This is a genomic window from Enterobacter sp. 725m/11 (assembly GCF_011683705.1).
Lineage (GTDB): Bacteria > Pseudomonadota > Gammaproteobacteria > Enterobacterales > Enterobacteriaceae > Enterobacter > Enterobacter bugandensis.
The window spans coordinates 26,158-49,005 of the sequence record NZ_JAAQOK010000030.1; the positions used below are offsets into that span (position 1 = coordinate 26,158).

General features: G+C 58.3%; 22 protein-coding genes. 11 read left to right on the forward strand and 11 right to left on the reverse strand.

Annotated features, from left to right (window positions below; all coding sequences use genetic code 11):
• The first annotated feature begins 42 nt into the window (after window positions 1-42).
• Together cpxR and cpxA are read left to right on the forward strand one after the other, a co-directional pair.
• Entirely contained in the window at window positions 43-741 is a 699-nt protein-coding gene (gene cpxR, locus HBA26_RS14220) for an envelope stress response regulator transcription factor CpxR (protein ID WP_006179159.1), read from the forward strand.
• Entirely contained in the window at window positions 738-2,111 is a 1,374-nt protein-coding gene (cpxA, locus tag HBA26_RS14225) for an envelope stress sensor histidine kinase CpxA (RefSeq protein ID WP_003862003.1), read from the forward strand. Before cpxR ends, cpxA begins: the two co-directional genes overlap by 4 nt.
• A gap of 52 nt (window positions 2,112-2,163) precedes the next feature.
• Here cpxA and yiiM read toward each other — a convergent pair whose 3' ends face one another.
• Together yiiM and sodA are read right to left on the reverse strand one after the other, a co-directional pair.
• Window positions 2,164-2,838, reverse strand: coding sequence for a 6-hydroxyaminopurine reductase (gene yiiM / locus HBA26_RS14230; protein WP_049000058.1), 675 nt, complete (start codon window positions 2,836-2,838; stop codon window positions 2,164-2,166).
• A 71-nt stretch (window positions 2,839-2,909) separates the two neighbouring features.
• Window positions 2,910-3,530: a superoxide dismutase [Mn] gene (sodA, locus tag HBA26_RS14235; RefSeq protein WP_003861999.1), complete on the reverse strand. Its 621-nt coding sequence runs from the start codon at window positions 3,528-3,530 to the stop codon at window positions 2,910-2,912.
• A 288-nt stretch (window positions 3,531-3,818) separates the two neighbouring features.
• On the opposite strand from sodA, the gene rhaT reads away from it, so the two are divergent.
• Window positions 3,819-4,853, forward strand: coding sequence for an L-rhamnose/proton symporter RhaT (gene rhaT / locus HBA26_RS14240; protein WP_126346096.1), 1,035 nt, complete (start codon window positions 3,819-3,821; stop codon window positions 4,851-4,853).
• Here the strand turns inward: rhaT and rhaR are convergent, their stop codons facing one another.
• From rhaR to HBA26_RS23120, 3 genes are all read right to left on the reverse strand, one after another.
• Window positions 4,854-5,702: an HTH-type transcriptional activator RhaR gene (rhaR, locus tag HBA26_RS14245; protein WP_028014857.1), complete on the reverse strand. Its 849-nt coding sequence runs from the start codon at window positions 5,700-5,702 to the stop codon at window positions 4,854-4,856.
• A gap of 73 nt (window positions 5,703-5,775) precedes the next feature.
• Entirely contained in the window at window positions 5,776-6,612 is an 837-nt protein-coding gene (gene rhaS / locus HBA26_RS14250; RefSeq protein ID WP_126346097.1) for an HTH-type transcriptional activator RhaS, read from the reverse strand.
• Window positions 6,613-6,672: 60 nt separating this feature from the next.
• Window positions 6,673-6,777 carry a hypothetical protein gene (locus HBA26_RS23120; protein ID WP_015569933.1) on the reverse strand — a complete coding sequence of 35 codons (105 nt, stop codon included), beginning with the start codon at window positions 6,775-6,777 and terminating at the stop codon, window positions 6,673-6,675.
• Between the two features lie 136 nt (window positions 6,778-6,913).
• Here HBA26_RS23120 and rhaB point away from each other — a divergent pair, with 136 nt between their 5' ends.
• The 5 genes from rhaB to rhaM all read left to right on the forward strand — a co-directional run bounded on the left by rhaB (window position 6,914) and on the right by rhaM (window position 12,032).
• Entirely contained in the window at window positions 6,914-8,383 is a 1,470-nt protein-coding gene (gene rhaB, locus HBA26_RS14255) for a rhamnulokinase (RefSeq protein ID WP_126346098.1), read from the forward strand.
• Window positions 8,380-9,639: an L-rhamnose isomerase gene (gene rhaA / locus HBA26_RS14260; RefSeq protein WP_126346099.1), complete on the forward strand. Its 1,260-nt coding sequence runs from the start codon at window positions 8,380-8,382 to the stop codon at window positions 9,637-9,639. The genes rhaB and rhaA overlap by 4 nt, the downstream gene beginning before the upstream one ends.
• A 72-nt stretch (window positions 9,640-9,711) precedes the next feature.
• Complete coding sequence (gene rhaD / locus HBA26_RS14265; protein WP_126346100.1) at window positions 9,712-10,542, forward strand: rhamnulose-1-phosphate aldolase; 831 nt, start codon at window positions 9,712-9,714, stop codon at window positions 10,540-10,542.
• A gap of 30 nt (window positions 10,543-10,572) precedes the next feature.
• Complete coding sequence (fucO, locus tag HBA26_RS14270) at window positions 10,573-11,721, forward strand: lactaldehyde reductase (protein ID WP_126346101.1); 1,149 nt, start codon at window positions 10,573-10,575, stop codon at window positions 11,719-11,721.
• Window positions 11,718-12,032, forward strand: a complete 315-nt coding sequence (rhaM, locus tag HBA26_RS14275) for an L-rhamnose mutarotase (protein WP_126346102.1) — start codon at window positions 11,718-11,720, stop codon at window positions 12,030-12,032. Before fucO ends, rhaM begins: the two co-directional genes overlap by 4 nt.
• Here the strand turns inward: rhaM and HBA26_RS14280 are convergent.
• From HBA26_RS14280 to HBA26_RS14295, 4 genes are all read right to left on the reverse strand, one after another.
• Window positions 12,020-13,297 (reverse strand): MFS transporter, encoded by a 1,278-nt coding sequence (locus HBA26_RS14280; RefSeq protein WP_069733783.1) that lies wholly within the window; start codon window positions 13,295-13,297, stop codon window positions 12,020-12,022. The genes rhaM and HBA26_RS14280 overlap by 13 nt on opposite strands.
• A gap of 44 nt (window positions 13,298-13,341) precedes the next feature.
• Window positions 13,342-15,465, reverse strand: a complete 2,124-nt coding sequence (locus HBA26_RS14285) for an alpha-galactosidase (RefSeq protein ID WP_126346103.1) — start codon at window positions 15,463-15,465, stop codon at window positions 13,342-13,344.
• A gap of 104 nt (window positions 15,466-15,569) precedes the next feature.
• Window positions 15,570-16,565, reverse strand: coding sequence for a LacI family DNA-binding transcriptional regulator (locus HBA26_RS14290; RefSeq protein ID WP_028014866.1), 996 nt, complete (start codon window positions 16,563-16,565; stop codon window positions 15,570-15,572).
• Between the two features lie 17 nt (window positions 16,566-16,582).
• Window positions 16,583-17,131: an XRE family transcriptional regulator gene (locus HBA26_RS14295; protein WP_063437458.1), complete on the reverse strand. Its 549-nt coding sequence runs from the start codon at window positions 17,129-17,131 to the stop codon at window positions 16,583-16,585.
• Window positions 17,132-17,234: 103 nt separating this feature from the next.
• Between HBA26_RS14295 and HBA26_RS14300 the strand changes: the two genes are divergently transcribed.
• Both HBA26_RS14300 and HBA26_RS14305 read left to right on the forward strand, forming a co-directional pair.
• Window positions 17,235-17,894, forward strand: coding sequence for an AzlC family ABC transporter permease (locus HBA26_RS14300; RefSeq protein WP_126346104.1), 660 nt, complete (start codon window positions 17,235-17,237; stop codon window positions 17,892-17,894).
• Window positions 17,894-18,217: an AzlD domain-containing protein gene (locus HBA26_RS14305; RefSeq protein ID WP_028014868.1), complete on the forward strand. Its 324-nt coding sequence runs from the start codon at window positions 17,894-17,896 to the stop codon at window positions 18,215-18,217. The genes HBA26_RS14300 and HBA26_RS14305 overlap by 1 nt, the downstream gene beginning before the upstream one ends.
• Window positions 18,218-18,257: 40 nt before the next feature.
• On the opposite strand, the gene HBA26_RS14310 is transcribed toward HBA26_RS14305, so the two are convergent.
• Together HBA26_RS14310 and fdhD are read right to left on the reverse strand one after the other, a co-directional pair.
• Window positions 18,258-18,470, reverse strand: coding sequence for a DUF1471 domain-containing protein (locus HBA26_RS14310; RefSeq protein ID WP_041911778.1), 213 nt, complete (start codon window positions 18,468-18,470; stop codon window positions 18,258-18,260).
• 114 nt (window positions 18,471-18,584) lie between these two features.
• Window positions 18,585-19,421 carry a formate dehydrogenase accessory sulfurtransferase FdhD gene (fdhD, locus tag HBA26_RS14315; RefSeq protein WP_126346105.1) on the reverse strand — a complete coding sequence of 279 codons (837 nt, stop codon included), beginning with the start codon at window positions 19,419-19,421 and terminating at the stop codon, window positions 18,585-18,587.
• Between the two features lie 370 nt (window positions 19,422-19,791).
• Here fdhD and fdnG point away from each other — a divergent pair, with 370 nt between their 5' ends.
• Window positions 19,792-22,842, forward strand: a complete 3,051-nt coding sequence (gene fdnG, locus HBA26_RS14320; protein ID WP_100171272.1) for a formate dehydrogenase-N subunit alpha — start codon at window positions 19,792-19,794, stop codon at window positions 22,840-22,842.
• Window positions 22,843-22,848: the final 6 nt, after the last annotated feature.

Here is a 22,848-nt window from a genome sequence, read left to right on the forward strand (position 1 = left end):
TAGCCTTGATGTCGTAATTTCTGCCTCGGAGGTATTTAAACAATGAATAAAATCCTGTTAGTTGACGATGACCGAGAGCTCACATCCCTTTTAAAGGAGTTGCTCGACATGGAAGGTTTCAACGTCCTGGTTGCCCATGATGGCGAGCAGGCGCTGAGTCTCCTTGACGACAGCATCGATCTACTTTTGCTCGACGTAATGATGCCAAAGAAAAACGGTATTGATACGCTGAAAGAGCTTCGCCAGACACACCAGACCCCCGTTATCATGCTGACCGCCCGCGGCAGCGAGCTTGACCGCGTTCTCGGCCTTGAGCTGGGTGCGGATGACTATTTACCGAAGCCGTTCAACGACCGTGAACTGGTGGCCCGTATTCGCGCGATCCTGCGTCGTTCCCACTGGAGCGAGCAGCAGCAGAATACCGACAACAGCTCGCCAACGCTGGAAGTGGACTCCCTGAGCCTGAACCCGGGCCGTCAGGAAGCAAGCTTCGACGGCCAGACGCTCGAGCTTACCGGCACCGAGTTCACCCTGCTGTATCTACTGGCGCAACATCTTGGCCAGGTGGTATCGCGTGAACATTTAAGCCAAGAAGTGCTGGGCAAACGCCTCACGCCGTTTGACCGCGCCATCGACATGCACATCTCTAACCTGCGCCGCAAGCTGCCGGAGCGTAAAGACGGTCACCCATGGTTTAAAACCCTGCGTGGTCGCGGTTATCTGATGGTTTCTGCTTCATGATAGGCAGCTTAACCGCCCGCATCTTCGCCATCTTCTGGCTGACGCTGGCACTGGTTTTAATGCTCGTTTTGATGTTGCCAAAACTCGACTCACGCCAGATGACGGAGCTGCTCGACAGCGAGCAACGTCAGGGCGTGATGATCGAGCAGCACGTGGAAGCGGAGCTGGCAAACGATCCGCCGAACGATTTAATGTGGTGGCGCAGGCTGTTTCGCGCTATCGACAAGTGGGCGCCGCCAGGACAACGTCTTTTGCTGGTTACCAGCGAAGGCCGCGTGATTGGCGCCGATCGCAATGAAATGCAGATCATCCGCAACTTTATTGGCCAGGCGGATAACGCCGATCACCCACAGAAAAAGAAATATGGTCGGGTAGAGATGGTCGGCCCTTTCTCGGTACGGGATGGGGAAGATAACTACCAGCTCTACCTGATTCGCCCTGCGAGCAGTTCCCAGTCCGACTTCATCAACCTGCTGTTTGACCGTCCGCTTCTGCTGCTGATCGTCACGATGCTGGTCAGTTCCCCGCTGCTGTTATGGCTGGCGTGGAGCCTGGCGAAACCGGCGCGTAAGCTGAAAAACGCGGCGGACGAAGTGGCACAAGGCAATCTCAGACAGCATCCGGAGCTGGAATCCGGGCCGCAGGAGTTCCTGGCCGCCGGCACCAGTTTTAACCAGATGGTCAGCGCGCTTGATCGGATGATGACGGCCCAGCAACGCCTGCTGTCGGACATCTCGCACGAACTGCGCACCCCGCTCACGCGCTTACAGCTGGGCACCGCCCTGCTGCGTCGCCGCAGCGGGGAGAGCAAAGAGCTGGAGCGTATTGAAACGGAAGCGCACCGTCTGGACAGCATGATTAACGATCTGCTGGTGATGTCGCGCAACCAGCAGAAAAACGCGCTGGTGAGCGAAACGGTGAAAGCCAATCACCTGTGGCACGAGGTGCTGGACAACGCGGCGTTCGAAGCGGAGCAGATGGGTAAATCGTTCACCGTCAACTTCCCGCCGGGCCCGTGGCCGCTGTACGGTAACCCCAACGCGCTGGAAAGCGCGCTGGAGAATATCGTGCGTAACGCCCTGCGCTACTCGCACACGAAGATTGAAGTGGCGTTCTCGGTGGATAAAGACGGGATCACCGTCATTGTCGATGACGATGGTCCAGGCGTCAGCCCGGAAGATCGCGAGCAGATTTTCCGTCCGTTCTACCGCACCGACGAAGCGCGAGACCGTGAGTCCGGCGGCACGGGGCTGGGGCTGGCGATTGTAGAAACCGCCATGCAGCAGCACCGCGGCTGGGTGAAAGCCGACGACAGCCCGCTGGGCGGGCTGCGGTTAACGCTGTGGCTACCGCTGTATAAGCGTTCGTAACGGTATGTGCCGGGTGGCGGCTTCGCCTTACCCGGCCTACTTTCTACGGAACCTATTTCCCCCACAATCTCCGCGAACTACTCTCGATCTTCCCGCTTATACGCCGCTTTTGCATCGTTCTCGTCCAACTGGTAGACAACCCCGCCGCCGACAGCAGGCGATGATACTGTTCATCGTCAAACGGCATATGCCAGGCAATCGCGCAGGCGTCGTAAACGGACACGTCGCTCAAACGCGACGCGAGCTCAAGCGGCGCATCCGCAGATACTTGTCCTGCAAGCACCACGCGGTACAGCCAGCCGGTTTTACCCGCGTTTTGCAGCTGGGCCGACATATCCTGAATACCGAAATGGTAGTTGAGCTTAAAGCACGGCGAGCGCGGCTGGGTGATCTGAATCAGGGCATCGCCCCAGCGGTAAATATCGCCAATAAAGACGTTCTTTTCCGTCAGCCCTTCCGTTGAAAGATTTTCGCCAAACGCGGGCGCGACGAAGAGGTCCGCCTGCTCAGGAAATTCGGTTTTCCAGTGCTGATAGTGCTCGCGCGGATAGTGGCACAGCGCGCGATCGGGCCCGCCGTGGATTTTCTTTTCGGCCTGCTGGTCGCCCACAAGCCCGAGCTCGGTCAGCGACAGCTCACCGTCAACCTGCACTTTGGCGATGGCGCTCGGGCGGCTGCCGTCGTACTCCCTTACCTTGCCTGTAAACACGTTCACCGGGTAATGCATCGCTGCCTCCATTACGCAGATACAAAAAAAGCGAGTCATCAGACTCGCTTCTCACAGGCGTCAATGCAACCTTATTTTTTAGCGGCGAAACGCGCTGCTGCTTCGTCCCAGTTCACGACATCCCAGAACGCTTTGATGTAGTCAGGGCGACGGTTCTGGAACTTCAGGTAGTAAGCGTGTTCCCACACGTCCAGACCCAGGATTGGGAAACCGGATGCGCCAGAGATCGCTTCACCCATCAGCGGGGAGTCCTGGTTAGCAGTAGAAACCACTGCCAGCTTGTCGCCTTTCAGAACCAGCCACGCCCAGCCAGAGCCGAAGCGGGTTGCAGCGGCTTTTTCGAATTCCGCTTTGAAGTTGTCTACGGAACCGAAGTCGCGCTCGATAGCCGCTTTCAGGTCGCCCTGCAGGGTGGTGCCGGTTTTCAGGCCTTTCCAGAACAGGCTGTGGTTAGCGTGACCGCCCGCGTTGTTACGCAGTACGGTTTTCTTGTCTGCTGGCAGCTGGTCCAGCTTGGTGATCAGCTCTTCAACAGGCAGATTAGCGAACTCTGGCAGGCTTTCCAGCGCAGCATTCGCGTTGTTCACGTAGGTCTGGTGGTGTTTAGTGTGATGGATTTCCATCGTCTGCTTGTCGAAATGCGGTTCCAGTGCGTCGTAGGCATACGGCAGGGATGGCAGTGTATAACTCATAATCCTCTCCATTATTGTCGGGCGGCACAGCTGTTAATGCCGCGTAAGCAGTTGGTTCATTATAGTTAATTAAATGATATTGAAAATGATTATCAATGCCGTAGTTTTTATAAGGTTATTCGGTTTTTGAGAAATAAAAGAATTGTGAGTCTGCTCACGCGCTTAACGTGCTGATTGCCATTCAAAACAAAAGTGCGGCAACCTTCTGAAGGTTCCTGAACAGCCTAATTTTTACACTCATCAAGTCGGGGGGAAGCCTCCGGCTATAAAAACGATGAGGACGTAAAAATGAATCATGCGATTACGATGGGTATCTTCTGGCATTTAATAGGCGCAGCCAGTGCAGCCTGTTTCTATGCCCCATTCAAAAAGGTGAAAGGCTGGTCGTGGGAAACCATGTGGTCCGTTGGCGGTACCGTGTCCTGGCTGATTTTGCCGTGGACAATCAGCGCCATGCTGCTGCCCGATTTCTGGGGCTACTTCTCCTCCTTCAACGCCTCCACCCTGCTGCCGGTATTCCTGTTCGGCGCGATGTGGGGCATCGGCAACATCAACTACGGCCTGACCATGCGCTACCTCGGGATGTCGATGGGTATCGGCATCGCGATTGGCATTACGCTGATAGTGGGCACGCTGATGACGCCAATCCTTAACGGCCATTTCGACGTATTGATCAACACCCAGGGCGGGCGAATGACGCTGCTGGGCGTGCTGGTGGCGGTGATCGGCGTGGGGATCGTCACCCGCGCAGGCCAGCTAAAAGAACGCAAGATGGGCATCAGGGCCAAAGAGTTCAACCTGAAGAAAGGTCTCCTGCTGGCGGTGATGTGCGGGGTCTTCTCGGCGGGCATGTCGTTCGCCCTGAACGCCGCCAAACCGATGCACGACGCCGCTGCGGCGCTGGGCGTTGACCCGCTGTATGTTGCCCTGCCAAGCTATGTGGTGATCATGGGCGGCGGCGCGCTGGTAAACCTCGGTTTCTGCTTCATTCGTCTGGCAAAAGTGAAGAACCTGTCGGTAAAAGCCGACTTCTCGCTGGCAAAACCGCTGATCCTTACCAACGTTCTGCTCTCCGCGCTCGGCGGCCTGATGTGGTATCTGCAGTTCTTCTTCTACGCCTGGGGCCACGCCAGCATTCCGCCGCAGTACGACTACATAAGCTGGATGCTGCACATGAGCTTCTACGTGCTGTGCGGCGGTCTGGTTGGGCTGGTGCTGAAGGAGTGGAACAACGCCGGACGTCGTCCGGTTGGCGTACTGAGCCTGGGCTGCGTGGTGATTATCATTGCGGCCAATATCGTCGGCCTCGGCATGGCGAACTGATTACGCTGCTTTTCGACTGCGATGACGCCACTGAACCGGCGTCATCCCCACCTCACGGTTAAACACCACCGAAAAGTAGTTACTGTCCTCAAAGCCGCAGCGCATCGCCACTTCACTGACCATCAGCTCCGTATGCTGTAACAGATACTGGGCGTGGCAGATGCGCAGCTGGCGCAGGTAATGGTTTATCGTCATCCCCGTCTGGGTGCGGAACTGCTGGCGCAGCGCGCGCTCGCTGCACTGCTCCTGCTCGCAGAATTTTTCCAGTACGAAACTCTTGTTCAGACTGCCCGCAAGCCGGGCGATCAGCTTATCCAGCAGCGCTTCCTGCGTGGTGGCGGAGGGATTATCCGTGGCGTAACGATGACGCTTCAGGGTCATCACCAGCTGAGCGAATAGCAGCTCCGACATCTGGTTTGCCACCGGGTCGCTCTTCTGGCTCTCCTGCTCCAGCTGGGAAATCGTCTGTCGCACCTGAGCCATGCCGCTGCTGCTTAAGCGCCAGTGTGGTTCGCCTCCGGCATTCAGAATGCCCGGAATGTTGCTCGCCCAGTCGACATTCAGTTTAAGCCTGTCAGGGCAGTAGATGACGTTCTGCAACACCAGATCGTTAACCGAGGCGTAGGCGTGTTTGTCTTCGGCGCGAATGTAAAACAGATCCCCGCGCGTGATGCGGTAGGGCCGGTCGTTGAGAACGTGAAGGCCGTTGCCGCGCCACACCAGCACCAGCTCGCAGAACTCATGGGTGTGCTCGGCAAAGACATTTTGCGGGTAACGGTCGGCCACCGCGACGGCCTGACTCGCGGAGGCAAAAAAATCATCTTTGCGAAGAATTAACTGAGCGGCCACACCACAACCTCTACGGCGAATAACCGGGCATTATTAGCTTTTTTGCGGCCTGAAAACGGTGACTGCCCTCGCGTTACTGAAGCAACGCGTCTTTCCCCTGACGAATATCGCGCGGCGACCAGCTAAATTCCCGGCGAAAAAGCGTCGAAAAGTGGTTACTGTCGCCGAAACCGCAGCGATAAGCAATTTCCGTAACGCTTTCGTCGGTATGCCGTAAAAGATGACGCGCTTTAATCAGGCGCAGACGATTAAGGTAACGCTGCGGCGTGAGCCCGGTATGCTGCTTGAGCTGACGATGCAGCGTGCGCAGCGAGAGCGAAAAGTCGTCCGCCAGCGTTTCCCAGCAGACGTCTTCAGCGAAATGATCTTCCAGCCAGGCCATAAGCTGGTTCAGCCGTGCGTCGTTATTTTCCATCCCTTCCACCAGGCTGCTGCGGCGCAGCAGCACCAGCAGCTGCATAAACAGCAGCTCGCGGGTGGCAATCGCGTGCGTCTCCTCTCCGTCCTCGCTCTGCTCCATCTGGCTCACCAGCTGACGCACCTGCTGTAACGTGGATTGATTCACCCGCCAGTGCGACGGGTAGTGGCCGTCCTTCTCCTGCGGCAACAGCTGATTCAGTCCGGAGAGAAACTGGAACGCGTCCGGGGAACGATAGAGCACGTTGGTCAGACACAGGTTGTCGGTATGTTCATACAGGTGTCTGTCGTGGTCGCGCACGAAGCACACCGTACCGCCGCTGATGGTATACGGCTGACCGTTGAATACGTGGATGCCCGTTCCGTGCTCAACAATCACAATCTCATGAAAATCATGATGATGCTCCGGGAACGCAGCCTGAGGAAGCCGTGGCTCAATCGCGACGGGAGAAGCCCCCGAAGGAAAAAAATCGACGCTGTGCAGTACGGTCATAACGGCCCCCACCAATGAGAAAAGTTCTCAAAATAGTAATTAAGGCCCTCCACGCTCACCTTAAATTTTTGACAGTAAACCACGCAAAAGCTGCCGGTTTTTCAAGAAACAGGCGGAAAGATCGGGAAATGCGGTCAGCGTCACACTGCCAGCAAACCCCGCCATTACTGGAAACTGTGAACTCCCTCACGTTCACCTTTGCTTTCTTGCCAGCGCGAGATTTGGGCTGTCAGTAGCGAGAAGGTGGCTATTTCTTCCCTTTCTTACACTCATCGCTAATGACTTAAGAAAGGACCCGACCATGACTTTTCGCCATTGTGTGGCTGTCGATTTAGGCGCATCCAGCGGCCGTGTAATGCTCGCCACCTGGGACTGTGACCAGCACACCCTTACGCTTCGCGAAATGCACCGTTTCGCCAATTGTCTGCAAAAACAGGTCGGTTTTGTGACCTGGGATATTGATGCGCTGGAGGCGGAGATCCGCACCGGACTTCACAACGTCTGCGAAAACGGTATCCGCATCGACAGTATCGGCATTGATACCTGGGGCGTGGATTACGTGCTGCTGGACAGCCACGGCGAATGCGTCGGCCTGCCTGTTTCCTACCGCGACAGCCGCACCGATGGGCTGATGGCGCACGCCATCGCGCAGCTTGGCAAAGAGAACATCTATGGTCGCAGCGGCATTCAGTTTCTGCCGTTTAACACGCTGTACCAGCTGCGCGCGCTGGTGGAGCAACAGCCAGAACTGGTTGAAAAGGTGGCGCATGCGCTGCTGATCCCGGACTACTTAAGCTATCGTCTGACCGGCAACATGAACTGGGAATACACCAACGCCACCACCACGCAGCTGGTCAATATCAACACCGATAACTGGGATGAACACCTGCTGGCATGGACGGGCGCCTCGCCGTCCTGGTTCGGCGCGCCAACCCATCCAGGCAATGTCATCGGCCAGTGGATTTGCCCGCAGGGGAATGAAATTCCCGTTGTCGCCGTCGCCAGTCACGACACCGCAAGCGCGGTCATTGCCTCGCCGCTCGCCAGCAAAGACGCGGCCTATCTCTCCTCCGGCACCTGGTCGCTGATGGGTTTTGAGAGCAAAACGCCTTACACCAGCGACGCCGCGCTGGCCGCCAATATCACCAACGAAGGCGGTGCCGAAGGACGCTACCGCGTGCTGAAGAACATCATGGGCCTGTGGCTGCTCCAGCGGGTGCTGAAAGAGCAGAACGTCACCGACCTGCCCGCGCTTATCGCGGAAACCGAAAAGCTGAAGGCCTGCACCTTTCTGATTAACCCGAACGACGACCGCTTTATTAACCCGGTGCACATGAGCGCTGAGATCCAGGCCGCCTGTTTTGACGCGGGGCAGCCGGTACCTTCCCGCCCCGCCGAGCTGGCGCGCTGTATTTTTGACAGCCTCGCCCTGCTCTATGCCGACATCCTGAGCGAACTGGCTGACCTTCGCGGTAAACCGTTCAGCCAGCTGCACATCGTGGGCGGCGGCTGCCAGAACCAGCTGCTGAACCAGCTCTGCGCCGATGCCTGCGGCATTACCGTGGTGGCAGGTCCCGTAGAGGCTTCCACGCTCGGCAACATCGGCATTCAGTTGATGACGCTGGACGAACTATCAAACGTCGACGATTTCCGTTCGGTGGTGACGGCGAATAACAGCCTGACCACCTTCACCCCCAATCCCTGCCATGACATTGCCCGCTACCGGGCGCAGTTTCAGCAAAAACGACTGACTAAGGAGCTTTGCGCATGACCACTCAACTTGAACAAGCCTGGGACCTGGCTAAACAGCGTTTCGCCGCCGTCGGCGTGGATGTCGAAGAGGCGCTGCGCCAGCTCGACCGTCTGCCCGTCTCCATGCACTGCTGGCAGGGTGATGACGTCGCCGGTTTCGAGAATCCGGGCGGTTCCCTGACGGGTGGCATTCAGGCAACGGGTAACTACCCGGGCAAAGCGCGCAACGCCACCGAACTGCGTGCGGATCTGGAACTGGCGCTGAGCCTGATCCCCGGGCCAAAACGCCTGAACCTGCACGCGATTTATCTCGAATCCGACGCGCCGGTCGCGCGTAACGAAATCAAACCGGAACACTTTAAGAACTGGGTGGAGTGGGCAAAGGCCAACCGGCTGGGACTGGATTTTAACCCGTCCTGCTTCTCGCACCCGCTGAGCGCGGACGGGTTTACTCTTGCACACGCCAACGACGAAATCCGGCAGTTCTGGATCGACCACGTGAAGGCCAGCCGACGCGTCTCGGCGTATTTCGGCGAGCAGCTCGGCACGCCGTCGGTGATGAATATCTGGATCCCGGACGGCATGAAGGACATCACCGTTGACCGTCTGGCGCCACGCCAGCGCCTGCTGGCCGCGCTGGATGAAGCCATCAGCGAGAAGCTGGATCCGGCGCACCATATCGACGCGGTGGAGAGCAAGCTATTCGGCATTGGCGCAGAGAGCTACACCGTGGGCTCAAACGAGTTCTACATGGGTTACGCCACCAGCCGCCAGACCGCGCTGTGCCTGGATGCTGGCCACTTCCATCCAACGGAAGTCATCTCCGACAAAATTTCCGCCGCCATGCTCTACGTGCCGCGCCTGCTGCTGCACGTCAGCCGTCCGGTGCGCTGGGACAGCGACCACGTGGTCCTGCTGGACGACGAAACCCAGGCGATTGCCAGCGAGATCGTCCGTCACGATCTGTTTGACCGCGTGCACATCGGCCTCGACTTCTTTGACGCCTCCATCAACCGCATCGCGGCGTGGGTAATCGGCACCCGCAACATGAAGAAAGCGCTGCTGCGCGCCCTGCTGGAGCCAACCTCCGCGCTGAAACAGCTGGAAGAGAGCGGCGATTACACCGCGCGCCTGGCGCTGCTGGAGGAGCAGAAATCCCTGCCGTGGCAGGCGGTATGGGAGATGTACTGCCAGCGTCACGATGCGCCTGCGGGCAGCCAGTGGCTGGACAACGTGCGGGCGTATGAGAAGGACGTTCTCGCCGCTCGTCAGTAAAAAAATCGCCCGGCGGCGCGTTGCTGGCCGGGTAAGCGTAGCGCCACCCGGCATTTTCAAAGGAAACACAGTATGCAGACCATCACCACCTCCTGGTTCGTCCAGGGCATGATCAAAGCCACCTCCGACGCCTGGCTGAAGGGCTGGGACGAGCGCAACGGCGGCAACCTCACGCTGCGCCTGGACGATGCGGACATCGAGCCGTACGCCGCCGATTTTCACCAGAAGCCACGCTATATTGCCCTGAGTCAGCCGATGCCGCTGCTCGCCAACACGCCGTTTATCGTTACCGGTTCCGGGAAGTTCTTCCGTAACGTTCAGCTGGACCCGGAAGCCAATCTCGGCGTCGTGAGGGTAGACAGCGACGGCGCGGGCTACCACATTCTGTGGGGGCTAACGGACGACGCGGTGCCGACCTCTGAACTGCCGGCGCACTTCCTCTCCCACTGCGAGCGCATCAAGGCGACTGACGGCAAAGACCGCGTGATCATGCACTGCCACGCCACTAACCTGATCGCCCTGACCTACGTGCTGGAAAATAATTCTGATTTCTTTACCCGCAAGCTGTGGGAAGGCAGTACCGAATGCCTGGTGGTCTTCCCGGACGGCGTCGGCATTCTGCCGTGGATGGTGCCGGGTACCGACGAAATCGGTCAGGCGACCGCGACGGATATGCAAAAGCACGCCCTGGTGCTGTGGCCGTTCCACGGCGTCTTCGGCAGCGGTCCGACGCTGGATGAAACCTTCGGCCTGATCGACACCGCCGAGAAATCCGCAGAAGTGCTGGTGAAAGTCTATTCCATGAGCGGCATGAAGCAGACCATCACCCGGGAAGAGCTGATCGCCCTGGGCAAACGTTTTGGCGTTACCCCGATGCAATCGGCCCTGGATTTATACGCGTAACGCCACAGGCGATAGTTAAGGAGAATTATCATGAGCTTTATGTTGGCACTTCCCAAAATTAGCCTGCATGGCGCGGGTGCAATCGGCGATATGGTCACCCTGGTGGCGACCAAGCAGTGGGGCAAAGCGCTGGTTGTCACCGACGGCCAACTGGTGAAACTGGGCCTGCTCGACAGCCTGTTTACCGCGCTGGACGCCCATCAAATGTCATATCACCTGTTCGATGAGGTGTTTCCGAACCCGACGGAAGCGCTGGTGCAAAAAGGATTTGCGGCTTACCGGGACGCGGAGTGTGATTACATCATCGCCTTTGGCGGCGGCAGCCCGATTGATACCGCCAAGGCGATTAAAATCCTCACCGCTAATCCAGGCCCGTCTACCGATTACTCCGGCGTCGGCAAGGTGAAAAACGCAGGCGTGCCGCTGGTGGCGATCAACACTACCGCAGGCACCGCGGCAGAGATGACCAGCAACGCGGTGATCATCGACTCCGCGCGTCAGGTGAAAGAGGTGATTATCGACCCGAACATCATCCCGGATATTGCCGTGGACGATGCCAGCGTGATGCTTGATATTCCGGCCTCCGTGACCGCCGCAACCGGCATGGACGCATTAACCCACGCCATTGAAGCCTACGTGTCCGTTGGCGCGCACCCGCTGACCGATGCCAACGCGCTGGAAGCGATTCGCCTGATTAACCTCTGGCTGCCGAAAGCGGTCGACGACGGTCATAACCTGGAAGCGCGCGAGCAGATGGCGTTTGGTCAGTACCTGGCGGGTATGGCGTTTAACAGCGCCGGGCTGGGGCTGGTACATGCTCTGGCGCACCAGCCGGGCGCAACGCACAACCTGCCGCATGGCGTGTGCAACGCCATCCTGCTGCCGATCATCGAAAACTTTAACCGCCCGAACGCGGTCGCGCGTTTTGCCCGCGTGGCGCAGGCAATGGGCGTCGATACCCGCGGGATGAGCGATGAAGCCGCAAGCATGTCCGCCATTCAGGCGATTCGCGACCTGAGCGCCCGCGTCGGCATTCCGTCCGGCTTCAGCCAGCTCGGCGTCACCAAAGCCGATATCGAAGGCTGGCTGGATAAAGCCCTCGCCGATCCGTGTGCGCCGTGTAACCCACGCACCGCCAGCCGCGACGAGGTCCGCGAGCTGTACCTGGAGGCATTATGATCCGCAAAGCGTTTGTGATGCAGATAAACCCGGACGCGCACGAGGAGTATGCGCGTCGCCACAATCCGATTTGGCCCGAGCTTGCAGCGGTGTTGAAAGACCACGGCGCACACCACTACGCCATTTATCTCGACAGAGAACGCAACCTGCTGTTTGCGACGGTGGAGATTGAGTCGGAGGAGCGCTGGAACGCGGTGGCGAATACCGACTTGTGCCAGCGCTGGTGGAAATATATGGCTGACGTCATGCCGTCGAACCCGGATAACAGCCCGGTGAGCGCCGGGCTGAAAGAGGTGTTTTACCTGGAGTGATGCGTTAACGCTGCCGCCCCTGTGGTGGCAGCAATCTCCCGCCTGCTGCTCAGCGTAAACGCCGACACCACCGTAATCGCCAGCACGAAACAGCCCAGCATCAGATACGTCTCCTGAAAGCCGATCCGGTCATACATATTTCCGGCAAAGGCGGAGAGGAAAATCGCTGCCGACTGTTTGGCAAACTGGAAGCCAATCAGGTAGATGGTGGCCGACAGGCGCGTATCAAACACTCCGGTAATGTATTTGAATGCCCCCACCAGCAGGAACGGGACTTCCAGGGCATGCAGCATCTTGAGGGCGATGACCTCCACGGCAGTGGTGGCAAACGACGAGCCGATAATGCGCGTCGCCATAATCACCCCGGCGATCAGCAGCGTGTTCTTCGCGCCGATGCGGTTAATGATCCACGGCGAGCAGAACATGATGATGGCGTTACAAATCTCCCCCGCCGTGGTGGCAAAACCAAAGGCGCGGGTCCCTTCCTGCGGCGTGGCGAAGAAGGTTTTAAAGAAGGTGGCAAACTGCTGGTCGAAAACGTCATACACGCAGGCCACGCCAATCACGTACAGGATGAACATCCACATTCTGCGCTGGCGGAACAGGTTGAACACGGTTTTAGCGGTGATCTGCGGCTGGTTCGCACCCAGGGCGTTCATCACCTGCGCCGTCTGGTTGGGCTTCGGTTTCGCGACCACCAACAGCAGCATCAGCAAAAGCGCCGCCGCCGATCCCATCCAGAAAACATACGACGGATCGATGCCGAACAGGATGCCGCCCGTTGAGGCGCACAGCCCCCAGCCAAGGCAGCCAAACATGCGCGCCTTGCCGTACTCAAAGAAGCTGTTGCGACTCACGCGTTCAATGTAGGCCTCAATCGCCCCGGATCCGGCTGAAAAAACAAAGCCGATATACAGCCCGCCGCTCAGCGCGCCCAGCCAGATATTGGCTTTCAGCAGCGGCGCGAAGACGTACAGGAAGAACGGTGCGAACAGAAACAGCAGCACCGAGATTATCCACAGCAGGTGTTTTTTCAGCCCCAGCTTGTCCGAAATGACGCCCAGCACCGGCTGGAAGGCAATGGCCGACAGCGAGATGCAGGAGAAGACAATCCCGGTATGGGTTTTGTTCAGACCGATGATGTCCGACAGCCAGATTGGCAGGAACGGAAAGCAGGTGGCCATGATGAAGAAGTAGAGAAAGAAGAACAGCCCGAAGATCCAGAAATTGGGGTTGTCTTTGTGGGTACAGGTTGTTGTGTTCATTATTTTTATCCTCAACGGAGGGCCGGTTGCCCGGCCCGTCACCTTTACACGCGTTCCACGCCAATCAGAATGGCGGTTTCCGGATCCAGAATCGGCAGCGCAATACCCGCCCGCATCAGCCATTCGCCGCTTGCCGTTTGCGGGGCTTCCATCCACGCTGGCAGCTTGCGCATGGTGTGCCCGCCCTCGCCCGTGATCTGAATGTTCGGGTGATCCAGCAGCGTGATGCGGTACTGCGCGCTGGCGTCTAACCCCGGCATGCGCAGCGGCATCATCAGGGTGTAATCCGGCATCGCGAGCTGGCTGACCAAAAACAGCCCCTGCGTTTTGTCTTCGCTCACTATACCCTGCGCCAGCGTGGTGGCATCCGGCATGTCCACGCGCCAATGGGTACCGTGATGAATCACCTCACGCCACCGCTTATACAGCGCGGCATAATGGCGATAGCCCTCACGCTCCTGCGCATCGACGGTGAGCGGATCCAGCTCCAGCCCCATATGCCCAAACAGCGCAGTAAGCCCACGGAAAGCGATGCTGTGCTGGCGGAAGGTGGCGTGACATTTATGATGACCGATATGCGCCCCCATCACCTCCGGCGGGAAGAAATAGCTCATGCCGCGCTGGATCGTGTTGCGCTCCAGCGCGTCGTTGTTGTCGGACGCCCAGAAGCGATGGCTGCGGGTCAGCACTTCATAATCGATTCGCCCCCCGCCGGAGGAGCAGGATTCAAATTCAATGTGCGGAAAACGCTCGCCCAGCACGTCCAGCAGGCGGTAAAACTGGCGGGTCTGCGCGTCGGCGGCGGCTTTACCGTTGTGCCCGGGCTGCACCAGCTCGCGGTTCATGTCCCATTTCACGTAGTCAACCGCATGCTCACCCAGCAGCCAGCTCATGCGCTCCACGAGATAATCAAAGGCCTCTGGGATGTTGAGATTAAGCACCAGCTGGTGCCGTCCGGTCGCCTGCGCGTAGCCCGGCAGCGCCAGCACCCAGTCAGGATGCGCGCGATACAGATCGGAATCCGGGTTAATCATCTCCGGCTCGATCCAGATGCCAAACTCCATGCCGAGCCGTTTAACGTGACTGATTACCGGCGTCAGGCCGTTCGGGTATTTTTTCTCATCCAGGTACCAGTCGCCCAGCGCGGCATGGTCGTCGTTGCGGCCTTTGAACCAGCCGTCGTCAATGATAAAGCGCTCCACGCCCAGCGCGGCGGCCTCATCGGCCATACGCATGATGTACTCCGGATCGTGGCTGAAGTAGATCCCCTCCCAGGTATTGAGGTGTACCGGGCGCGGTTTGTTTTCCGGGAAGCGGATGATGCTGTCGCGCAGGTAGCGGTGGAACTGCTGGCTCATGCCGTTCAGCCCGTGCGGGGAGTAGCTGGCATACAGGCGCGGCGTCCAGAGCGTTTCGCCCTCTTCAATCGCCATTTCACCCGGCAGGTAAAGCGCTTCGGCCTGTATATAACGGCGACCATCGGTTTTCGCTTCGGCGCGCAGGCGGTGGTTGCCGCTCCAGCCCAGATGCACGCCCCAGACATCGCCCTGCATTTCGCTGAACGATGGCGTACCGGCGATCAGCGCCGGGAAATGTTCGTGGGACGTTTTACCCCGACGGTTTTCAATGACAAAGCTGTCGTGTTCAAGCGTGACGCGGTGCGGCTGAAATTCCCTGATCCAGCGTCCGTGAAAGGCCATAACCTCCTGCGCGCGCTCGGCCACCGGCAGCGTGACGGCGAATCGGTCCACCTGCCACGCCAGCGCTTTCAGGTTGGTTAACCCATGGCGCACCACCAGCACGCCGCTGGCCTCCAGCGTCAGCTCGCTGGTCAGACGCAGTCCCGCGCATTCATCTTCGGCGGTTATCGTCAGGGTGTTTACGTCCTGCTGCACCTGCGTGGTTTTAAACACCGGGGAACCGTCCAGCCCCTGGCGATGCCCCTCAATACCGGGCGAGCCAAACAGCCCGTGCCCCAGCTCGGCCATCAGCGTTACCGGGGAGTCCACATCCAGCCTGCCGTTTGCCACTGGCCGCGCCAGCGTAGCGACATTCTGCGGCGAAAAGTGCTGAAGGTGCGGCCCCCAGTAGAGAATTTCGGCGAACGGTTGGGTTTTTATCACCACGTCAACCGTGGTGCTTTCGAGTCGTAAAATGGCATCTTGCATCAGACATCTCCTGTCGTCGGGATGTCTTGAGTGTTGATCCGAAACGTTTCGGATACAAACCAAAACGTTTCGGATCTGTGATCGGGTTTGGAAATTTACGCGGTTTAGGCCGTCTGGCCCGGGAAGAATTCCGGCTGCCAGAGCACCTGGAGCCGTTCGACGTCGTCGCCGTTAATCAGCTGGCGCACCATATCGGCAATCTGTTTCCCGACGCCCTGACGAGTGGACTGGATCACTGCCGCCACGTCAGCATCAACGATGCTGTCCTGCGGAAGTCCGTCATAAACCACCAGCGCAACGGCGTTCTCGCCTGTCAGGCGGCCCAGTTCCGCCAGCGCCATCGCCGCGCCGTCGCCGTGGGTGTTGCAGTCGGTAATGATGGCCGTGGGGGGCTGCGGCAGGGAGAGAAGTTCTTTCGTGGTGGCATACCCCACGCGGCGCGAAGGGGGCATAGCGCGCAGCCATTCGCTGGAGAGCCCGGCTTCCCGCAGCGCGTCCAGGTAGCCCTGTCGCCGCTGGGTGATGAATGCCTGATTATTGCTTTCGCCCAGCAGGGCGATGCGCTGATGGCCTTTCTCAATAAGCCAGCGGGTGGCCTGGTACGTGCCAGCATAGTTGTCGAAGTCGAACCATGCGTACGGCTGCGGCAGCTGACTGCGGCCAAGCGCCAGAAAAGGGAATCCGACGGCCTGCAGCTGTTCAAGTCGCGGATCGTGATCGAGCGTGTGGGCCACAATCAGCGCATCCACGCGGCGGCTTTGCACCATGCGCATATAGCTGTGCTTATCCGCCAGATCATCGTCGGCGATGAGCAGCAGGTCGATCTCATGTCGCGCCAGTTCGTGGCTAATTTCGCCGACCATGTCCATAAAAACGCTGTTATTGAGCGGAACAGGATGCACGGGAAAAACGAGGCCGACGGCATCAATTTTGCCCATCTTCAGGCGGCGCGCAAACGTATTAGGTCGGTAACCACGGCGCTGGGCCTCCGCCTCCACGCGGGCGCGCGTCTCAGCAGAAACATCGTCATACCCGTTGAGGGCGCGGCTGACGGTAGTGACGGACAGCCCCAGTTCTTTAGCAATGGCTTTGAGCGACATGATTTTCCGTATCTTCGTTAATTTTGTTCCGCCACCAGAAGGGCGTGGGTGTCTGGCTCCAGCGCCTTAAAGATATGCGGCTGATCGGCAGGGTAGCAAATGTAATCGCCCGGGCCGAGTTCTTCCGCCGCATCGATCAGGCCGACCATCGCCCGCCCCTGGGTCACGATAATATGCTCAACCGACCCCGGAGGATGCGGCTGGGAAATACGGTCTGCGCCCGGCTGCGTCAGCAGCAGATAGATATCACGACGCGCCCCCGGCGGACACGCCGCCAGCAAAATCGCCTCGTAATTGGCCTGCCCGGCAACCACCTTGGTGCCCTCGCCGCGGCGGATCACCTGCGTGATGGGCTGCTGCGGCTCCAGTAACCGGGCAAACGGGATATCCAGCGCCACGCAAAGCGACCAGAGCGTTTCCAGGCTAGGATTGCCGTTGCCAGACTCCAGCTGAGAAAGCGTAGATTTGGCGATCCCGGCACGGCGGGCAATTTCCGCCAGTGACAGCCCGGTTCGCAGGCGTTCCCGCACCAGGCTTTTGGCGATCACGCTGATTGGCTGCGTCATAAAAACGGCCTCTTTCTCTCTATAACGAACGATTCGTTCATCTTGTAAAACGATTTTGATGCGTTCATTATAATGGAAATACGTTCGATATGGCTAAAATGATATGAAGAATCCCCTCTCTTGCCTGAAAGGCGACACGATAAAAGCGATAATTTTGGTTTGCCTCGCGGTAGGCGTGGTCGGCATGTCTTACGGCTCCCTGGCGATGGCCTACGGTTTTCCGCTGTGGGTGCCGTTTGTGCTTTCCCTCACGGTGCTGGCGGGCGCATCCGAGTTTATGTTTATCGGCATTGTGGCAAGCGGAGGTAACCCGCTGGCGGCAGCGGCCGCCGGTTTGCTGGTCAACGCGCGCCATGTGCCGTTTGGCGTGACGGTGCGTGAAATGGTGGGCAAACGGGGTTTGAGCTATCTCGGCTGTCACATCATGAACGATGAAAGCGTGGTGTTTGGCCTGTCGCAAAAAACGCCCGAGCAGCGTAAAGCGGCCTACTGGCTGTGCGGTTTAGGCGTGGCGATTATCTGGCCGGTGGGGGCGCTGTTGGGTGCCATGGTCGGTAAACTGCTGCCGGACCCGGAGACCATCGGGCTGGACGCGGTGTTTCCGGCGATCCTGCTGGCGTTAGTGGTACCCGCGTTTAAAAACCGTACCACGCTGATCCGCGCCTGCAGCGGTGCCGCGCTATCACTGGCTGCCGTGCCGTTTGCCCCGGTGGGTTTACCGGTTCTGCTCTCGTTACTCGGTCTCGCTGCGAGGAAAAAATAATGGGAAACATGACGTTTTTTATTCTCGGCATCGCCATTCTTTCTGCCGGAACCTACCTGATGCGTCTCGGCGGGGCAAAGCTGGGCAACCGGCTGGCTCTCTCTGAACGATCGCAGGCGCTGCTTTCCGATGCGGCTACCGTTTTGCTGTTCTCCGTCGCGCTGGCGACCACGTTTTATGAAGGGGAACATTTTGCGGGCATGGCGCGCGTGCTGGGTGTGGGGTTCGCGGTGTTCCTGGCATGGCGAAAAATGCCGTTAATTGTGGTGATCGTCGCGGCGGCGGTGGTGACGGCGCTGCTGCGTCTGGCGGGTATAAACTAAAAAAGCGCCCCAGGGGCGCTCTTTCGACGGTATAGAGAAATTATTTGTTCAGTTCAGCGGTCATGTGTACGCGGTTACCGGTGAACGCCTGGGTAATTTTGTAGGATGACGCGCCCGCTTCCTGAGCCTGAGCCGCGATTTTCGCTTCTGCGCTATCAATGGTGGAGGCAGAGGCGGTCACTGTCTGTGCAGCGAAAGAACCGAAAGAAGCAGCCAGAGCGATTACAGCGACAAAAGTTTTGATGCTTTTCATGATATAAACCCTTTCATTAAGTTGTTTAGGTAAGGCACCGTGCCTTGATGAGATAAATACTAGCCCTCATCCTGAACAACTAAAAGCGGAAGGATTTGCTATTATCATTCAAAATTATTGATCAACAATTAAACGTTGCGGATGGGTATAAATCGTCGCCCTGCCCGGCTTGCAGAACCCCACCAGCGTCAGATTGCAGCGCTCCGCCACCTCCACCGCCAGCGTGGTTGCCGCCGACACCGCAAACAGAATTTCCACGCCGCACATCGCGGACTTCTGCACCATCTCATAGCTGGCGCGGCTGGAAACAAGCGCCGCGCCCTGCTGCCAGAGATCGCTCTCCCCCGCACGACGGCCTAATAGCTTGTCGAGCGCGACGTGGCGGCCCACGTCCTCATGCCCTCCAGCAATATCTCCTGACGGCAATACCCACGCCGCCGCGTGCGTGCAGCCGCTCAGTTGGCCGATGGGCTGAACATCGTTGAGATTTTCCAGCGCACGGTCGAGATGCGCCAGATTGAAGGTCTGGGTAAACGGCAGTGGCGCAACGGGCTTGCCAATATCATTAAGCTGCTCAACACCACAGACACCGCACCCGGTACGCCCGGCCAGCGCGCGGCGGCGCTCTTTCAGCCCCATAAAGCGGCGGCTGGAGAGTTCGATTTGCACTTCAAGACCGTTACACGCCTGAACCACGTCCATGCCGTAGATCTCCTGCGGGTGCGCAATGATGCCTTCCGAAAGGGAAAAACCGATGGCGAACAGTTCGAGATCTTTAGGTGAGGCCATCATCACCACGTGCGAAATACCGTTGTAAACGAGGGCAACGGGCACTTCTTCAGCCAGAAAATCGGGTGTGGCATGGGTAATGTGGGGCGGTCTGCGTACCGACATTTCCACAATGCCCGCAGGCAGTGGCGATGAGCGGGTAGCACGGTTTTGTTTAGACACAGCGGTATTCCTGAACAACCACGGAAGTAGGCCTGCTATTGCAGCATAAACCGCAGGCCTTACGCATAGTATGGATCAACTTTTCGACACTCATTGTCCTACTCATTAAGAAGAGGTGCAACCCGGCCCCCGCTACACCCCTTTAACATGCAGAGCTTATAGTGTGATCAGTGTCACACTTTATAATCAACACAGTGATAATACGTTCACTTTGTATTAACGCCGTTGGAACAGGTATACCGACATTGTGGTATTCTGATGATATCCCTCGGAGAAATGAGGGATTAACGCAAATTTTCTCCTTTGCGGTCAATTCTCAACCGCGAAGTTAAAACTACATATATAAGCAATGTCGAACAAGGAGTGACCCATGCAGGTCAGCAGAAGGCAGTTCTTTAAGATCTGCGCTGGCGGTATGGCAGGCACCACGGCGGCGGCACTGGGCTTTGCGCCCGGCGTAGCGCTGGCGGAAACGCGGCAGTACAAACTGCTGCGCACCCGCGAAACCCGTAACACCTGTACGTACTGCTCCGTCGGCTGTGGGCTGTTGATGTATAGCCTCGGCGACGGTGCGAAAAACGCCAAAGCGTCTATTTTCCATATCGAAGGCGACCCGGACCATCCGGTCAACCGCGGCGCGCTGTGCCCGAAAGGGGCCGGTCTGGTGGACTTTATCCACTCCGAAAGCCGTCTGAAATTCCCGGAATATCGCGCACCTGGCTCCGATAAATGGCAGCAAATCAGCTGGGAAGAGGCGTTTGACCGCATCGCAAAACATATTAAAGAAGACCGCGATGCCAACTTTATTGAGAAGAACGCCGACGGCGTCACGGTCAACCGCTGGCTCTCCACCGGGATGCTGTGTGCTTCTGCCTCCAGCAACGAAACCGGCTATTTAACCCAGAAATTCACGCGCGCACTCGGTATGCTCGCGGTCGACAACCAGGCGCGTGTCTGACACGGACCAACGGTAGCAAGTCTTGCTCCAACATTTGGTCGCGGTGCGATGACCAACCACTGGGTCGACATCAAGAACGCCAACCTCATTGTGGTGATGGGCGGTAACGCCGCTGAAGCGCACCCTGTCGGGTTCCGCTGGGCGATGGAAGCCAAAATCCACAACGGTGCGAAACTGATTGTGATCGATCCCCGCTTTACGCGTACTGCGTCAGTGGCGGATTTCTACACCCCTATTCGTTCAGGTACTGACATCACTTTCCTGTCAGGCGTACTGCTGTACCTGATGACCAACGAAAAATATAACCGCGAGTACACCGAAGCCTATACCAACGCCAGCCTGATCGTGCGTGAGGATTACCACTTCGAAGATGGCCTGTTCAGCGGTTATGACGCGGAAAAACGCAAGTACGACAAAACCAGCTGGAACTACGAGCTGGATGAGAAAGGCTTTGCGAAGCGCGACACCACTCTTCAACACCCGCGCTGCGTATGGAACCTGCTGAAAGAGCATGTTTCCCGCTACACGCCGGACGTTGTCGAGAACATCTGCGGCACGCCGAAGGCGGACTTCCTGAAGGTCTGCGAGCTGATTGCGGAAACCAGCGCGAAGGACAAAACCGCGTCGTTCCTGTATGCACTCGGCTGGACGCAGCACTCCATCGGCGCGCAGAACATCCGTACCATGGCAATGGTGCAGCTGCTGCTCGGCAACATGGGGATGGCAGGCGGCGGCGTGAACGCCCTGCGCGGTCACTCTAACATCCAGGGTCTGACCGACCTCGGCCTGCTGTCTCAGAGCCTGACGGGTTACATGAACCTGCCGAGCGAGAAACAGACTGACCTGCAGACCTACCTGACGGCCAGCACGCCAAAACCGCTGCTCGAAGGCCAGGTGAACTACTGGGGCAACTATCCGAAGTTCTTCGTCTCGCTGATGAAAGCCTTCTACGGCGACAAAGCGACGGCGGAAAACAGCTGGGGCTTTGACTGGCTGCCGAAGTGGGACAAAGGTTACGACGTTCTCCAGTACTTCGAAATGATGCATCAGGGCCAGGTCAACGGCTATATCTGCCAGGGCTTTAACCCGGTGGCGTCGTTCCCGAACAAGAACAAGGTTGTTGAATCCCTCTCGAAGCTGAAGTTCCTGGTGACGATTGACCCGCTCAACACCGAGACCTCGACCTTCTGGCAGAACCACGGTGAGTCGAACGACGTCGATCCGTCGAAGATTCAGACCGAAGTGTTCCGCCTGCCGTCCACCTGCTTCGCGGAAGAGAACGGTTCTATCGTCAACTCCGGCCGCTGGCTGCAGTGGCACTGGAAAGGCGCGGACGCCCCGGGCATCGCCATGAACGACGGCGAGATCCTGGCCGGTATCTTCTTACGCCTGCGTAAGATGTATGCGGCAGAAGGCGGCGCGAACCCTGAGCCGGTGCTGAACATGACCTGGAACTACTCGACGCCGGAAAATCCTGCGCCGGAAGAAGTGGCTATGGAGAGCAACGGTAAGGCGCTGGCGGACGTTATCGACCCGGCCACCGGCGCGGTTCTGGCGAAGAAAGGCGACCAGCTCAGCACCTTCGCGCACCTGCGCGATGACGGTACCACCTCCAGCGGCTGCTGGATCTTTGCCGGTAGCTGGACGCCGAAAGGCAACCAGATGGCCAACCGTGACAACGCCGACCCGTCGGGCCTCGGCAATACGCTGGGCTGGGCATGGGCATGGCCGCTGAACCGCCGCATCCTCTATAACCGCGCCTCCGCTGACCCGCAGGGTAACCCGTGGGATCCGAAGCGTCAGTTGCTGAAGTGGGACGGCGCGAAATGGGGCGGCGTGGATATTCCGGACTACAGCACTGCCGCACCAGGCAGCGACGTTGGGCCGTTTATCATGCAGCCTGAAGGGATGGGCCGTCTGTTTGCTATCGATAAGATGGCAGAAGGGCCGTTCCCGGAACATTACGAGCCGTTTGAGACGCCGCTGGGCACCAACCCGCTGCACCCGAACGTGGTCTCTAACCCGGCAGCGCGTATCTTCAAGGGCGACTTTGAAGCGCTGGGTAAAAAAGACAAGTTCCCGTACGTGGGCACCACTTACCGTCTGACCGAACACTTCCACTACTGGACCAAGCACGCGCTGCTTAACGCCATCGCGCAGCCGGAACAGTTTGTGGAGATCGGCGAGAAGCTGGCGAACAAGCTTGGCATTGCCCATGGCGATACCGTGAAGGTCTCCTCTAACCGCGGCTACATCAAGGCCAAGGCGGTGGTGACCAAGCGTATTCGCACGCTGAACGTTCACGGTCAGCAGGTGGATACCATCGGCATCCCAATTCACTGGGGCTATGAGGGCGTGGCGAAGAAAGGGTTCATTGCGAACACCCTGACGCCGTTCGTCGGTGATGCGAACACGCAGACGCCGGAGTTTAAGGCCTTCCTCGTGAACGTGGAAAAGGTGTAACGGAGA